At 47.8% G+C, this 14,534-nt stretch carries 11 protein-coding genes; 2 read left to right on the plus strand and 9 right to left on the minus strand.

Annotation, left to right across the window (positions count from 1 at the left end; translation table 11 throughout):
- Positions 1-205: 205 nt before the first annotated feature.
- From PSI22_RS16190 to PSI22_RS16230, 9 genes are all read right to left on the minus strand, one after another.
- Positions 206-1,099, minus strand: a complete 894-nt coding sequence (locus tag PSI22_RS16190; protein WP_046336143.1) for a TraI domain-containing protein — start codon at positions 1,097-1,099, stop codon at positions 206-208.
- 224 nt (positions 1,100-1,323) lie between these two features.
- Positions 1,324-2,010 carry an N-6 DNA methylase gene (locus PSI22_RS16195; protein ID WP_273580647.1) on the minus strand — a complete coding sequence of 229 codons (687 nt, stop codon included), beginning with the start codon at positions 2,008-2,010 and terminating at the stop codon, positions 1,324-1,326.
- Positions 2,011-2,115: 105 nt separating this feature from the next.
- Complete coding sequence (locus tag PSI22_RS16200) at positions 2,116-3,039, minus strand: DUF1281 domain-containing protein (protein WP_046336145.1); 924 nt, start codon at positions 3,037-3,039, stop codon at positions 2,116-2,118.
- A gap of 103 nt (positions 3,040-3,142) precedes the next feature.
- Positions 3,143-3,439 (minus strand): TA system toxin CbtA family protein, encoded by a 297-nt coding sequence (locus PSI22_RS16205; protein WP_046336146.1) that lies wholly within the window; start codon positions 3,437-3,439, stop codon positions 3,143-3,145.
- Entirely contained in the window at positions 3,436-3,996 is a 561-nt protein-coding gene (locus tag PSI22_RS16210) for a hypothetical protein (protein ID WP_045959433.1), read from the minus strand. The genes PSI22_RS16205 and PSI22_RS16210 overlap by 4 nt, the downstream gene beginning before the upstream one ends.
- A gap of 120 nt (positions 3,997-4,116) precedes the next feature.
- A complete protein-coding gene (locus tag PSI22_RS16215; RefSeq protein ID WP_045959434.1) occupies positions 4,117-4,578 on the minus strand; it encodes an antirestriction protein in 462 nt (153 codons plus the stop codon).
- Positions 4,568-5,017: an antirestriction protein gene (locus PSI22_RS16220; RefSeq protein ID WP_273580648.1), complete on the minus strand. Its 450-nt coding sequence runs from the start codon at positions 5,015-5,017 to the stop codon at positions 4,568-4,570. The genes PSI22_RS16215 and PSI22_RS16220 overlap by 11 nt, the downstream gene beginning before the upstream one ends.
- Complete coding sequence (locus PSI22_RS16225) at positions 4,968-5,252, minus strand: hypothetical protein (RefSeq protein ID WP_273580649.1); 285 nt, start codon at positions 5,250-5,252, stop codon at positions 4,968-4,970. The genes PSI22_RS16220 and PSI22_RS16225 overlap by 50 nt, the downstream gene beginning before the upstream one ends.
- A gap of 520 nt (positions 5,253-5,772) precedes the next feature.
- Positions 5,773-6,678: an SAM hydrolase/SAM-dependent halogenase family protein gene (locus tag PSI22_RS16230; RefSeq protein WP_370689039.1), complete on the minus strand. Its 906-nt coding sequence runs from the start codon at positions 6,676-6,678 to the stop codon at positions 5,773-5,775.
- Positions 6,679-7,692: 1,014 nt separating this feature from the next.
- Between PSI22_RS16230 and PSI22_RS16235 the strand changes: the two genes are divergently transcribed.
- Both PSI22_RS16235 and PSI22_RS16240 read left to right on the plus strand, forming a co-directional pair.
- Positions 7,693-12,642 carry an AAA domain-containing protein gene (locus tag PSI22_RS16235; protein WP_273580650.1) on the plus strand — a complete coding sequence of 1,650 codons (4,950 nt, stop codon included), beginning with the start codon at positions 7,693-7,695 and terminating at the stop codon, positions 12,640-12,642.
- Positions 12,635-14,221, plus strand: a complete 1,587-nt coding sequence (locus PSI22_RS16240; RefSeq protein WP_273580651.1) for a hypothetical protein — start codon at positions 12,635-12,637, stop codon at positions 14,219-14,221. Before PSI22_RS16235 ends, PSI22_RS16240 begins: the two co-directional genes overlap by 8 nt.
- The last annotated feature ends 313 nt before the right edge of the window (positions 14,222-14,534 follow it).

Below are 14,534 nucleotides of genomic sequence, written 5' to 3' on the forward strand. Positions count from 1 at the left end.
TGTTTCCTTAGTGTGTAATATTGTGTCCCGGTACAGAAATGTCCCGTTAATAAACTGAAAGATTAATTAACACGTTGAATTATTTCATTTTTCATATAATGACCTTTTGTACATTGCAGAAACAAGGCCTTCCAGCGCTGATGCAGTGCGTTCGGACAATTTCGAATCGTTATCGTTACCATTTGCATTATTTCTCATCAGAATTTCATTCCTCTGCCTGAAACAATGACAGTAATCTCCGGGTATCCTCGGTGATGTCGGGCGCAGGGGCTGTTCCCGGTGTGACAGGCGGAATAACCGGATCGGGTTCTGATGATGACAGCCTGGTATCGGTAGCCGGTTTAGACGATTCAACGGGATTCAGCAGCGGTGACTGCACCTGCTCAGCGGCAGACTGAAGCAATGAGTCCGTCAACGGGACAGAAGACGGGTATCCGCCAAGATGCAACATCAGGCACTGCCACGCACCGGGCACTAAAGACAGCCAGGTCACTGCTTCCTCCGGTAACAAACGGGCAGCCAGCAGCGTTTTATAAAGGACAGGAAGCTCAGGCCCCGGTGCCTGAAACCGGAAGCGGAAACGACGCACAGGTATCCACAATCCCGGCTGCCAGTGATGCCCGTCTTCCAGTTCCCCTTCCAGTTGCTGCAACAGTGGCAGGTGGTAAAACAGCGCCGCCCAGAATACCACCGCCTGCCACAGCAGACTTTGTGCGGCCTGGGTTTCCGGCGCCACCCCCGGAGGCAGCATATGTCCTTTCGCCAGCCGCACGGCACAGGCCGTAAATTGCAGGGTAAGGTCAATAAACCCGCCGCGATAAGACCAGACGCCCTCTTGTATGGCCGGAACATGCTGCACACGGGCGCACAATTGCCGGAGCGGATCCAGATAAAACTGCTGATATAACCCGGCGGGCAGCGCACTGTTTTCCCACAGTTGGCGGAGATACTGGCCACGCTCTGAAGTTGCCAGCAGTACCTCTGCTGACTGTGGACGGAAATAACCTCCGGCATTGCGTACACTTTCAGGTGCTTGCCCGGGCGCTTTTTGTGACGGGGAAGGGTCACGGGTAAAACAGGATTTAAAACATTGAAACATATTATTTCCTCTTCCGGTTCAGATTTGGCTCAGTGTCGGTCAATCCCGGCCGGAAACAAGGAACAACTCTTTTTGCGGAAGTGAAAATTAAACTGACCCGGTTCATCCCCTGACTGACTGACAAAATCGGCTTAATTTTCAACATAACCATTTGTATTAACTCAACTTAAAAATAAAAAAAAAGCGCCCCGAAAGGCGCAATAGTCATCGTTGAAGAAATGCGTTCAGGCGGCGATAAGCTCCGCCTCCCGCAAACGCGCAGACCAGTTACCCAGATAATGCGCGGGCGTGTAACGGGCTCGCTTGTCACCGCCATCATGCAGGGCATTGCCGATGGTGACGGCAGCCGGAATACCGGTCAGCGAGAACTGGATATAGGCCATCACGGCCGCCAGCGGATCAATATCAATCGCGTAAACCCACAGGCTGCACAACGGATCATGCCCCTGTTCCCTCAGTACATCGGCGGCTGCCAGTATCATACAACCCGCCCCGACGCAAGGATCGCTCATCGTGATAAACGGTTGTGTCTGCAACAGCTCGGTAGCATCATGCAACTGCATTTGTGCCATCATTCTGGCCACTTCCCAAGGGGTAAAGAATTGCTGAAGATCTTTATTGCCCAGTTCCAGCTGCATAAAAACACTACCAAGAAAATCACCGGATTCTTGCGCCAGTCCGAGCACCACATGGGAAAACAGCTGCACAATCCGGTCAACATCGGCCCGTTCGTACTTCTTGATGGTTTTCAGGTAATACTGCTCCAGCTCCTCACTGAAACAGTGCTTATTGTGGATTGCCGCCATGGCACAATTACAAAAATCCCGGAAAACCTGATACCGGGTCTGATAACGGGCTGTTTGCTTAAACAGTGAAATAAATGCTTTCTGATGATCGGTTCGAGAGGCCATTGTGTGTTTTCCTTACAAAACAAAAAAACAAAAGGAAAACACGCCCCGAAAAGGGAACAGGTTCCCCTTTCGGTTGGCGTGGTCAGTTCGTATAAAATAAATCTGTTACTGCCCGACGGCGATAGCCGGCAGGGCCAGTGCCGTTTCCGTCTGTTCACTGGCGACCAGATACAGTGCCGGCCGGTTTTCCCGTCCTGACTGCCCGTGGCCGCTGTCCACATGCTCGCCCTGATCATAACAGTCGTAGCCTTTGAATTGACCTGACGCTTCGCTGTACCAGTGGCGGATTTCACAGTCAAACACCGCAGACAGCTCCCCCATCAACTCCGCCGAAGGCGGTGCCCAGGGAGAATCAAAACGCACGGTTAAACTGCTGACATTCCGGCGCTCCCAGCGAACATGGTGGCCAAACGGCCATTCCAGCCCGTATTGCTCTTCATAAAACTGCGCCGTGGTAGAGATCTCTTTCAGCAACGTGCTGTTGCCGTTGATTTCGGTGGCCAGATGGGTTGCCATAATCATCAGCATATCGCAGGGCTGTGCCGCCTGCGGATAAACCTCTAACCTGTCCCAGCATGCGCCGATATCCAGCGTATCAGACCAGCCCACCATACCAAACCAGTCGGTATACTGGCGGGTCAGCAGACGGGCGATAACATCCCGTGCGGCTTCCGGCACTTTGTCCCACGACATCAGGCTGAGACCGGACTGGCGGTACAGGTTATCAATGCGTTTGATATTGTCCGTATTCAACGGCACATTATTCTGCAACAGCAGCAGCCACTGCTCAAAGGCCAGATGCTGCGCCGTTGGCACCGCCGTACCGCGCACCAGCGCCGGGTACGGGGTGTAGGTTTGCGGTTTGGTGGGTTTCAGTATCCCCGCGCAGCCAGCCAGAAACAGGCGTAAACTTTGCAACACCGCCTGACGATAACGGGGGACTTCTTCCCCGCAGACCCACTGTTGCATCACATCGATACAAACGGATTTGCCGGTAATTTCCAGTTGATTGATGCACCATTCTGCCATAGTTAAGTTCCTCACTTGAGCGATAAAAATAAACCGGAGGAACCGCCCGTTAGGGGAGTCGTTCCCCCGATGGGTAGATTGAAAAAAGGTGATTAAAAAAAGATTACGGTTTGGCTTGCTTTAACAACCTGTCAGCCAAACCGCTGTCAAAAATGACCGTCAGCTCATCGTGGATATCCAGATAAGGCGTACTGCGCGGGATAACCTGCGTGTTCAGCCGGATTAAGTCGTATTTATCCACCAGTTCGTTAATGGCTTCTGAAGGCTGGACACCGCGGGCTATCAGTGCTGCCACCGTGTCGGTTTCACACAGGACCGTATCGGTCAGGCTCAGGCCAAAATGCCGTTTCAGCAAGGCAGCCGCAATCACCTGCCAGACGGTTAAACGTAACGTGGTCATAACGTCACCTCAGAAAAGACACTGACGGAGACGCCATACCGGAGAATATCCCGCACTTCATGGCACTGCTGATAACAGGAGGAAACCCCATGCAGTGACAATAAATGCGCCTGATGCCATAACGCACGGGCCGCCGGCGCATTCTGCCAGCTCTGCTCAAGCATTGCAGCCTGACATAATCGCTGTTGCTGTCGTTTCAGTGACAAACGTTCCGACGTGAGCGTGACCGGCTGCGCCCAGACAATTTCGTCATCAAATCGGCCACCGAGCACTTTTCTGTCCTGCGCGTCAACAATCATGACGGTCAGCGGAAAAAAAGCCCGCTCACACTGACCGGATAACGTCTCCAGTGCCGGCCAGTCCCCCAAAATGTGAATGACCCTCAGGCGTTGCACCACTTCTGTAATGGTGGAGGCTTCCCCTATCGTCAGGGTATCTGTCAGCAATGGCTGTGACGCTGTCGGATGTTGTCTCAGGCCGGTTACCTGCGCAGTAAACAATGCCTCATGTACTGCGGTGTCGGCATCATCCGGTGCCGGTAAAAAAATAGGGCTCATGATGGTGTTCCTTGATTTCACGTTAAATAAAGAAAACACCCGCCCGAGGCCGGGAAGGTGTTTTTGCTTCCCTGGTCAGGCGCTTAAGAAAAGCGTTAACAGCCTCATGCGCTGATAACGTCAGTGATGATTATTGTTGTTATGAATAAATGACAGGCTGATAGCCGCTTCTTCAGGCTTCAGTGTCATGACCATTCTTATCAGGTCGTTTTCAGGGTGCTGCTGCGCGTACTCCTGCAATGCACAGAACCGATACGTTTCCTCATTCGGTTCATCCAGCACCACAACACGGGCCAATACGATTGAGGTAACCGCCAGTCCGAAAGCATCCGCGGAGAGCGTGACCGTTAATTGCGTGTCCGGCAGGTAAACAGAATAGGTTTCTGCCCGCATCGGCACCAGATAGATCAGTGACTCAGACACGTGTCGGCTCGTCCACTGTTCAGGCTGGTAATCGCCGTATAACGTTGACGCGGTATTGGCCAGCAGGAACCCCAGAAACAACCGTTCCAGCGGGGTCTTATCGGGAAATACGGCCGACAGCGCAAGACTGTCCAGCATAATGTGTGCATTATTTGGCATCACAGTCTCCTTTTAAGCCCAGAGCCGCCCGGATGCACTGAGCCTGGGGATGCAGTAACGCCGCATATTCCCGCAGGTTACAAAACTGCTCAGCATACTCGCCTTGCTTCATGAGTGCGGCCAGATAACCTAATACGGTCAAGGTCACCATCAATCCGAACGTATCAGCAGAAACTTCGCCGTTAAAGCCCGTTGTATTGACGTTGACAACATATGCATCCGACCGTGTTGGTACGACATAAGCAACAGTATCTGACACCTTTCGGCACTGCCACCGATCACGCCGATAGTTTTCACATAGCACAGCGGCAGCTTTAACGAACGTGTGCTCCAACAGCATCCGCTCCAGTGAACTGGTTTGCGGAAAAAGGTCAGCAAAAGGGGAATGTTCAGACACGGGCGCAGTGTGCACCGTGGCCGGGGTGATATTTTGTTGCATGGTATTCTCCTGATAAAACAACGGAGAACACCTGACCCAATGGGAAATGTGTTCCCCGTTGGGTGACTGGCCTGTTGGCCATCATGGATGAGATTAAGAGACCTTCATCGTCATCAGACTGACGATATCTGCTTCCAAAGGTGCGCAGATGTACCACACAGTGTGTACTCCCTTGCAGGCTACAGGAGTGTTGCTGTCGCTGCCCGAAGGTGATCCTCACAAGCGACCGGATCATGGATAAGTCTGACTACGCTAATAAACGGAAATCATTAGGTCAATGGGTAATTCATTTCTCGGGACAAAAAATAATGTCAGGAACACGACGGGATTTTGGGGGAATCAGAGAGAGGCTGTCAATACGAGGTGACCCGTTCTGGTCGTTTGTCTAAATCATTTATGCCCCAAAATGTGTTGCACACTACTCCTGTTAAAAAAGTTAAACTGGATGGGGTCACCTAGAAAATCTAATGACTAATTAAAAGAGTTAATAAGAAAGACTCAACTAATTGGCTTTATGGTGCATAACCGAAACACAACGTAAGTTTGCACCATAGTAATATGTTAAGTTAAGTCGGCTATTCGCTCAAAACTGCCCGAGATTCTTTGAGCGGGCAGCATCTGCACAGTGTACTGACCGTTCGCCACGGGAATACCTGCTGCGCCAGACCAGTCATGGGTTAAGTAATCAAAGGTGCATGTAAATATAGTGGAAAACCCAGACCTTAATTAGCATTTTGTGTAGTTGCCAGTTCCCTTTAATCTGAGCACTTTTTTAGGCTGATGCGCCAGTTATCACCAGACTGCACTTGGTATCTGGCAGCGAAGTTATCCATATTGAGTGCTACCGATACCTGTAGCAGGCTGTTGAGATACACCAAAGGTTGACCTTCAGGAACTTCACCAAAGCTGCTGACATATGGGGCTTTGCCTTCATACCGGATCTTATCCCCTTCACTTATTTTAATGCAGACCTGATCCCCTTTGTGAATACCCACCTTACTGACCTGGCTGTCATTGATATTACTCCAGACATTCCCAAACCGTACATCTAGAACTGGAATAGTCCCCTTAAGAGTTCCATCCCTTTCAGCTACACCAGTCTGATAAGGGATCTTTACTACTTTATTTGGTAACAGCGGCCCCACCTGTTCATAGCTAATAATACCTGAAGCAAGTCGTGCCCCAGTATATGCGTATACATCACGTCCATGAAAAGTATATGATTTTTCAGAGCCAGATACACGGTTGAACTTCTCGTCAATCTGACGTACAGATTCAATACCAAAGTGTTCAGCTACCAAGGTCAATGTTCCGTTATCCGGTGAGACTATGTAATGACCACTCTGTGTCTTGATAACCACTGAGCGCCTGTCAGTGCCCACTCCCGGATCCACCACGCTTACAAAGACAGTCCCTTTGGGCCAGTATGGTAGAGTCTGGTAAAGGCGATATGAAGCTTCCCAAATATTATAAGGTGGAATTTCATGTGTTAGATCATAAATAGGCTGGCTAGGATTCACCTTGAAAGATATCCCTTTCATAACCGATACTGCCCCATCTTTTAGGCCGAAATCTGTCTGAAACACCAGGGCTTCATTGGCAACAGTAACCGTACTTACAAGAGCGAGAGAAAGACTCGCAGCCCGGAGAGTAGTTCGAATATCCATAACTGAATCCTTTTCATTTAATAACGGGAGACAAAATATACAGTTCATAGGGATTTCGGGAACAATGGAACAGTAAACACTTAAGCGTTCAATTTAAATAGCTAAAAATGATCTGTCAGTCGAAGTCAGAGATCTCACAATATATTTATTTCATTTTGGTACAATTGACGCCATACAGGGCATCCATCTCATCAGATTAGGTCTAGCTCAGATCATCAATAGTGTCAGATCGAGTCTTATTTGGTAATCACATTGGTACAACTAACTCGCTTTTGCCCCGAAACGTGTTTGGGGGATACTTGATAGCCATTACATATGGTTAATGAGTTTCTATCGCACGAAAAGCCCAATCCAAAATCAACACTGTTACAATCGAAGTTTTGGGAGCATGAAGTAGCCGTACTCAATTACTCTAATTGCAACGACTTGCTGCAAAATTGTTAAGCACAATGCTACTGCATTAAATGAAAAACTCAATCCAAGATATAAGGCTGTTTTCCATATCAGATTAGAGAAGAGCCCTCAAAACTAATTAGGGTTAAATTTCAAAGGATTTACTTTAAGATGTGAAAAATGTAGAGATAGGGTCATTAGTACGGATAACAACCTAGAACTAGCACATTTGTTATTTTTAACACTTTTTGAATCACAATTTAGGAATGCGTTGCCTACTTCTACTTTGATTTAACGCCATTATTCTTTATCATCAATGCACTTATTTCTAGGCATGCCTGTTTGTTTTCGCGTCAGGACGAGAGCAGTGGGGTATGTCCCCACAAATGAACCTTACGAAAATATGAACACCCCCTCATTCGGGTCACTTGGCCAACAGGGTATTGAGCTAGGCGCTTTGAAGTGTCTGGTTAACACCCTATCCAAAAATTGGAAGTCCTTACTAAGAGACGACATTACTTTCTTTGATTATTTCTGTACTCAGCCTCACGTTCACGCCGTCAATCGATATTCACTTTTCACCCGCTATCTAATTTCGCAGCAGGACACCGTCCAATGAAAATACATATTGCATCCCCTGAAGGACTAGACAAAAGTGAACACGATGCGATCCGTGTTCTTGAGGAAAACCTACCAAAACACTGGGTAGGCTACGCAGGGATACTGCTGTTAGATAATAAGCGTAAAAGCCTCGAGTTCGATGTGCTTATTTTCGCAGAAGACCGTATCCTTATGGTCGAGCTAAAGAACTGGTCTGGTAAAATCCATATGGAAGACGAACACTGGATTCAGACTACTCCTTCTGGTCGCGAGATCAAACATCCATCGCCAATTGATACAAAACGTAAGCACGCACAGCGCATCAAGAGCATGTTTGACCAAGAGCTTAAAAAACTTTGGGGTAACGTGTTCTATGAGATTCAAGCAATGGTGGTACTTTCTGGCTCGGCAGTAGTTACCCAAAAGTCACCAAAAGACAAAGGCTTCGTAGTTTCACTGGATGAGTTCAAGACCATCGGTAACCCTCACGCCTATCGTGATATCTTGCCAGAAACGGCAGCTGAAAGTTTTTTTTGCCGGAACCCAAACAAGCGCCCTTTCGCCCCAGAGCAAATCAAGGTATTTGAGGACTGGAAGCGCGGTGGAAACAAGGTGCAGCTTCGTCAACGCAATGAAGCAGGTTACGTGATCACCGAGAAAACTCCTCACCTTCAAGGCCCTAACGGGTTTTACAATGAGTGGGATGCTGAGCATGAACGAGATCCTGAAGACAAAGGCCAAGTACGCCAGTGGGACTTCAATAAGCTTGCTCATGTGGGGACTGATATGTCTGTTCGAGCTTTTTACGGCTTGCGCGAAGACCGAACTCAACGCCACATTCGCAAACAAGATAGCCAGTTAGGCAAAGATTATCTGTTGGAACCCAAGCACTACCTACAAGAAGACACTCTAGCTGTTGATATGGCTGAAGTGTACCAGCTCCCCCCACTTGCTGATCGCCTAGATGAGTACCTTGACTCTTTCAAACCAAGTGTTGAAAACCGTACTTTGTTGTTGCGAGCCTTACTCACACCGCTAGCTGGTATGCATTCTATGGGCGTGTATCACCGAGATCTAAGTGCTCGTCGCCTATGGTGGGACAAAGAACGCAGTGCAATAATTGTCAGTGGTCTGACTTGTGCTAAATTTCCAGATCAGGGGCACAAGTCTATCAGTGATATGCGCCAAGAGTTGTCCACTTCTGGCATCATACTTCCTGAAGACGCTTCTGGGGCTACTGATGTTCTTGGACAGGCTATCGATGTCTTCCAAATCGGTGTGCTTTGCTACCAAATAGCCTACGGTGAGAAGCTGTCACTGCCAGCAAAGGCGCCACCTGAATGGGTTGAGCCATCCAATGATCCGTTTGAAGGTAAGCTGCATGGTTTTATTCAGAAGTGTTTTGAGATCAATGCAAACGACCGCCACCAAGACGCTGTGGAGATGCTGAAACAGCTGTCTCTGTTACTTAATTATCAGAACATTGAGACCAATGAGGACAAAGAACGTGTCCTCGAACAGTTGCATGACTATAGCAATAACACCATACCATTGAGCGTGTACCAACAACTAGGCGATATTGACAATGACATGCTACGTCAGCGCATGTCCTACAAATCAACTACTGCTGATGGCTTAAATTGCTCAGTGCGGATCTTTATGAACGCTCGACCTAATAAAGACAATCACGGTCAGTCTCAGCGCCTGCTTCACTTCTTTGAGCGTTGTTCTGTGGCATCCACTAATGTTCTACCTATTCCTAAACTAATTGAGTTTGGCTGCGGTATGATGGGCACCCACATCGTTCAAGAATTTGCTGAAGGCGAAAACCTTGAGCAATGGATGGAAAGAAGTGATCGTCCTTATGAGCAACGCTACGATCTGGCGGATGCTATCATTCGTGCTATCCATAACCTACATGATCTTGAACTTAGCCACGGCGATCTTAAACCTGAAAATATATTGGTACGTGAAATAGAGGGTAAGCTAAGTATCCTGCTGCTGGATATGTTCGATCTTGACCTAGATGGTCTTGCACCGAGTAACTCCGATTATTCGCCAAAGACTGATGTAAGCGCTACTGCTCGCGATCGCTATGCGGTTTATATGATCGTGGATGAGCTATTCGGTGGCTGTATACATACCGGAGCCAAAAAGATCCGTGACGAACTCCGTAACGCCCTTGGGGGGGAAAATGTAGTACCTCTCAACTTGGATATGCTGCGACGTACCATGACCGTTGCCAACGAGCCTGAGCCAGCTGACATCGAGCCGATGATCATTGAGAATCATGGTTTTACTAGTCCTGATGGTGAATTGTTTGAGATGGACTCAGGCTGCTACCATCTATCAGTCCGCAAGCGCAATGACCTACGCTTATTCTTCTACGGTGCCTCCCATAAGTTAACCGTAGTAATGAAAGCGAATGGTGATGCCCTGACGATTAACAGGATCTTCTATGGCCGTCTAGGCACCGGCGAGATAGTCAACGATACCCGTAATGCCAAGAAAAATGGCAACACTGCTATGCCAGTAGAGAAGCCTTTCCTGCTTAAAAAGGGAAAGTTTGGGGATCCTAATATTGATCTGATTGAGTTCGTTAAGACCCTGCACGTTGTCCAACATGCACTTGAAATCGAGCCAGCAGTTAAAGAGTTGGTATCAGCTTCAAACGCTGGCAACGTGCCAATCAAAAATCTGTGGAAGCGACTGGTTGAGGTTGAGCGTGAGACCCTGCCAACCGTAACTGTGATTAAAGAACCAAAAGAAATCGATGGCGCCGTTCATGTGCTGATTAACGAAAACATTGATGCTTTCGAGTTTGGTGACAACGATGTTATAAACGTAACCACTGACGATCATGACACAAAGTTTGGCCAGCTAGATGTGCACAAATCCGGCAATGGCATCCTGGTTTTTACGGATGAAGGGCGTAACAACCATTTTCGTATGCAAAACATCTGCGTGGGCACCATACTTACCCTTTCTAATTCAGGTAATGATGTAAGTTGGGAACGCCGTGAGCGCGCTCTTACTCGAGTGCTTTCAGGCGATGCAGTGATGCAGGATCTTACAGAACGTTTTATCACTGGGCCAAAGGGCGAACAGCCACCTGCTTTGCCAATGCCAACCAACGAACAGATCAAGCGATACGGACTGGATGAGTCTAAGAATGAGGCGTTTTTGTACCTGCTGCAAAACCCACTAAGTGTGCTTATGGGACCTCCTGGCACAGGTAAAACTACTATCTTGAGTGCTGCACTGGACTACCTACTAAACGAGGTGGGTGTACGCTGGATACTGGTTGTAAGCCAATCCCACACCGCTGCTGATGAAGTGGCTAACCGTGTACGCGAATTGAACAGCAAGCGTGAGCAGTCAGAAGTAAACTTCAAGATACCAAGCATCGTGCGGCTTGGCGATCGCGGCCGCATTAGTCAAGGTATGTTAGATGTTCACGCAAGTGCCCTACAGGATCAAACTCGTACTGCATTCCACCGTGATCTCGAAGTGCGAATGTTATCTCTGGCTGCACGGCTGAAACTACCTAAGCAGTTTGTATTGGATTCCGCAGCATTATACCGCAGTAGTGGCCGTGAGTTATTCGAATACACCCGAGCCCGAAGCGAACTGCGTGAAGCTAAACTAGCAATTACTAATCCAGATAACCTAAAAGAAGTAGAACAGGCCACTTTGCTTGCAGCAGAGCGCCGCGTAGATAGCCTAACTAGCTCTCTTGAACGTCGCCTGACAGCTCACACTGACATGCCAGCTCAGGTGCTTGCCCACAGTAAGCCTTTACATGCAGTGCTAAACATCATTGCCGAGCGCTGCCAAGTAAACAATCCGCAGCGCGTCGAGCGCATGGCTGAAGTAATTAAGGTGGCGCATCACTGGTATCAGCGTCTCGCTACCGATGAAACCGGTTACGCCGCATTCTCTGCCCGCACTCGTCAACTAGTAGTTGGCACCCTTGTAGGTATCGGCCACGGTGGCTATCAGCTAGATAAGAGCTCCTTTGATCTCGTAGTGATTGACGAAGCTGGTCGAGCAACCTTCTCTGAGCTCGCTATTGCGATGCAAAGCGCAAAGCGCGTGCTATTGGTTGGTGATCATAAGCAGCTTACACCAAGCTACGACCCTGATCACATTTGCAAGGTGTCTCGCGATTTGTCGATGAGCATGGAAGAGGTTAAACGTACTGACTTTGAACGCGCCTTTAATCTTAATGACGGTCACATGCTGTCAAAGCAGTACCGTATGGCTCCTGCGATTGGGGAGATCATCAGTCAGTGTTTTTACAATGGCAACCTGCAGACTGGCCGTGAGGTAGCACCTAAGTGGATGGAAAGGCTTCCCACCCCATGGAACAAGACTGTATCTTGGATTGACACCTCTGAAAGCAAGGTGCTAGAAACTAATGCCAATAAAGGTGTTGCCAACGAAGCGGAAGTCGATCTATTGAGCAGCTTACTTGAACAGCTAATTGCTGACGAAGAAGCTTTAGAGCAGCTACAAGTATGGAATGAAAAGGACTCAACCCCTGCCATTGGCGTAATCACTGGTTATCGAAACCAGGTTGAATTGCTGCAGCAGCGCTTGGAAAGCGCCTCATGGGCAGTACCAATCAGAAACATGGTAAAGATCGACACTATCGACTCTTATCAAGGTTCTGAAAACCGCATCATTATGCTTAGCTTGGTACGTCACAACTCAGATAACAAAGGCGGCTTTATGACTGATGAAGCACGGGTAAACGTGGCACTGTCACGAGCCAAAGAGCGACTAGTTGTTGTCGGAGCTGGCAGCATGTGGACAAAAGCCAATGAAGGAGCCCCACTAGCTCGCGTATACGATTATATTCGTCGCCAGCAAAACACCTCTGATTCTGAGTTTTTAATCATTAAGTCAAGCGCTCTCGAAACAACCAGTTCCGCTGAAAACAAGGAGGCGACTCATGCATAAGACAACCTTGAAACTGAATACCAAGGCCACCCAGCGGATTGAGGTTCCAGCCGATTATGATCGAGTACTTCAAAGCATTACCGTACTGGCACCAGCACAAAAGGTAAGTCTGGATATTGATGTCACACATAAAGCGGTGCTGCCTGCCATACTTGAGTCCGCGTTACTCTTGGTTGCACAGATAGAGACAGTCTCTCCGGTTGAGCTAGGAAACTTCTTTGGGCTACAAGAGCATGAACGTCAGGTTCTGGTGAACGAGATTATTGACACTGGATTGGTTCGCTTTAATGATGAAGGTGATATATCCACCACCACAAAACTGAACATGCAGCGCCGAGAGGGCGCAGCTGATGAAGGTATTGCCATTGAAGACGTCGAAAATTTTCGCGACTTCACCTTTGTCGATTTGTGTACTGGTCACATTCAGCCGAAATGCTCCGCAGAGTTACAGAAAGGTTTACCAGAGCTACCTCGTAAGGTAAACCGTAGCGACTTCACTGATATTATTTCAGAGCAATTTAGCCGCTTTCAAGCTTGCCTACCTGATATTAAAAGCAAGCGCGCATTACGTAGCCCTAAGGCTCGACTTTATCGTGTTAACCGTGCATCTGTAGGGCAATCAGGCCTTAAACAGCAGGTGTCATTGGATATTCATGCGTACCATGATCCACTTAAAGGTATCCGTTTAGACGCAACACTACTTGACTACAAGAGTGAGCATGTTGCGTTGATGGAGAGCTCAGGTTTGAAAAATGAGGCAATATCATGGCTGCACAATAGAAATCATGATATTGCTACAACTACACTTAACGATTACTGCGATCTTGCACAAGATGAAGTGATCCGCCGCTACGTTAAACACAATGGAATTTTGGAGCTAGGTCGGTTATTACATGACCGCCAGCGCAAGAAAACCGGCTATGGTAATAGCAAAGTTCAACGGATGATGATCGGCCCAATATATGCGGCACGAAACCGTGAGATTCTGTCTAAATGGGTTGAGCGCCACTCCATGAAACAGCGCATGCAACATGGGATTTGGTTGGGAGCAACAAACGAGCTATTTGGGGCGAGTCTGGGCCTAGAATCATTCATAGAAAGGATGAATGAAGACCTCAATTTAGGGGAGCGAAACAGTAGCCTAAACCTGGTCTTTCACACTGAACCTAGTGATTACAATGAGCGTACACGCATCAAGAATATGTTTGGTAGTCGAACTACCGATAAGCTACGAGTGTTTGCTAAAGGTAAGTCTGAATCGCACCTTGAAATTATGGTATTCCCTGGCGAAAATGGTATTGCGCTAATTCAGTACCACGCGAAAATCGACCCAAGTCTGGGTTTTGGCGGCTTAACCATCCCTATTGGCTACTACACGACAGAGCCTAACCAAGTTGCATTCTTATGGGAGCAAGTGCGTCAGCGTATTCAATCCGGTATACATTCATTGGGCAAAGAGGATAAGCCTCTTGCATTCCTTGACAAGCAACTACAATGCAAACCAAGCGATCTTAACAAGCTCATTGAAGATGAATCTGAACAAAAACTCAAAGCATTAATGAATAAATTTAATAAGTAACAAATGGTGGGCCGTGATTGACTATGTCAACACGGCCTTAAATATCAAATCTGTGTTAAAGTATCTTGGTAGCAGCGAGTTGTCCATCTGGGCTAGACATTACTCAGAGCTTATTTACCATACCTTAATTAATTTGGAAAATACTAAATTAAGCAAATGCCTTAACTCATTCATGTCCAAGGACATATCGGGCATGATCATCGCGGCATGTCTATGCCCCATAATCATTTAAGCCAACCACTACCATTAGGCTTTACATGATGAAAAATTCTATTTCCTATTTGAATACTTATGTGTTTACTCATTCCCTCAA

The sequence above is a fragment of the Xenorhabdus aichiensis genome (genome assembly GCF_028598775.1).
Lineage (GTDB): Bacteria > Pseudomonadota > Gammaproteobacteria > Enterobacterales > Enterobacteriaceae > Xenorhabdus > Xenorhabdus bovienii.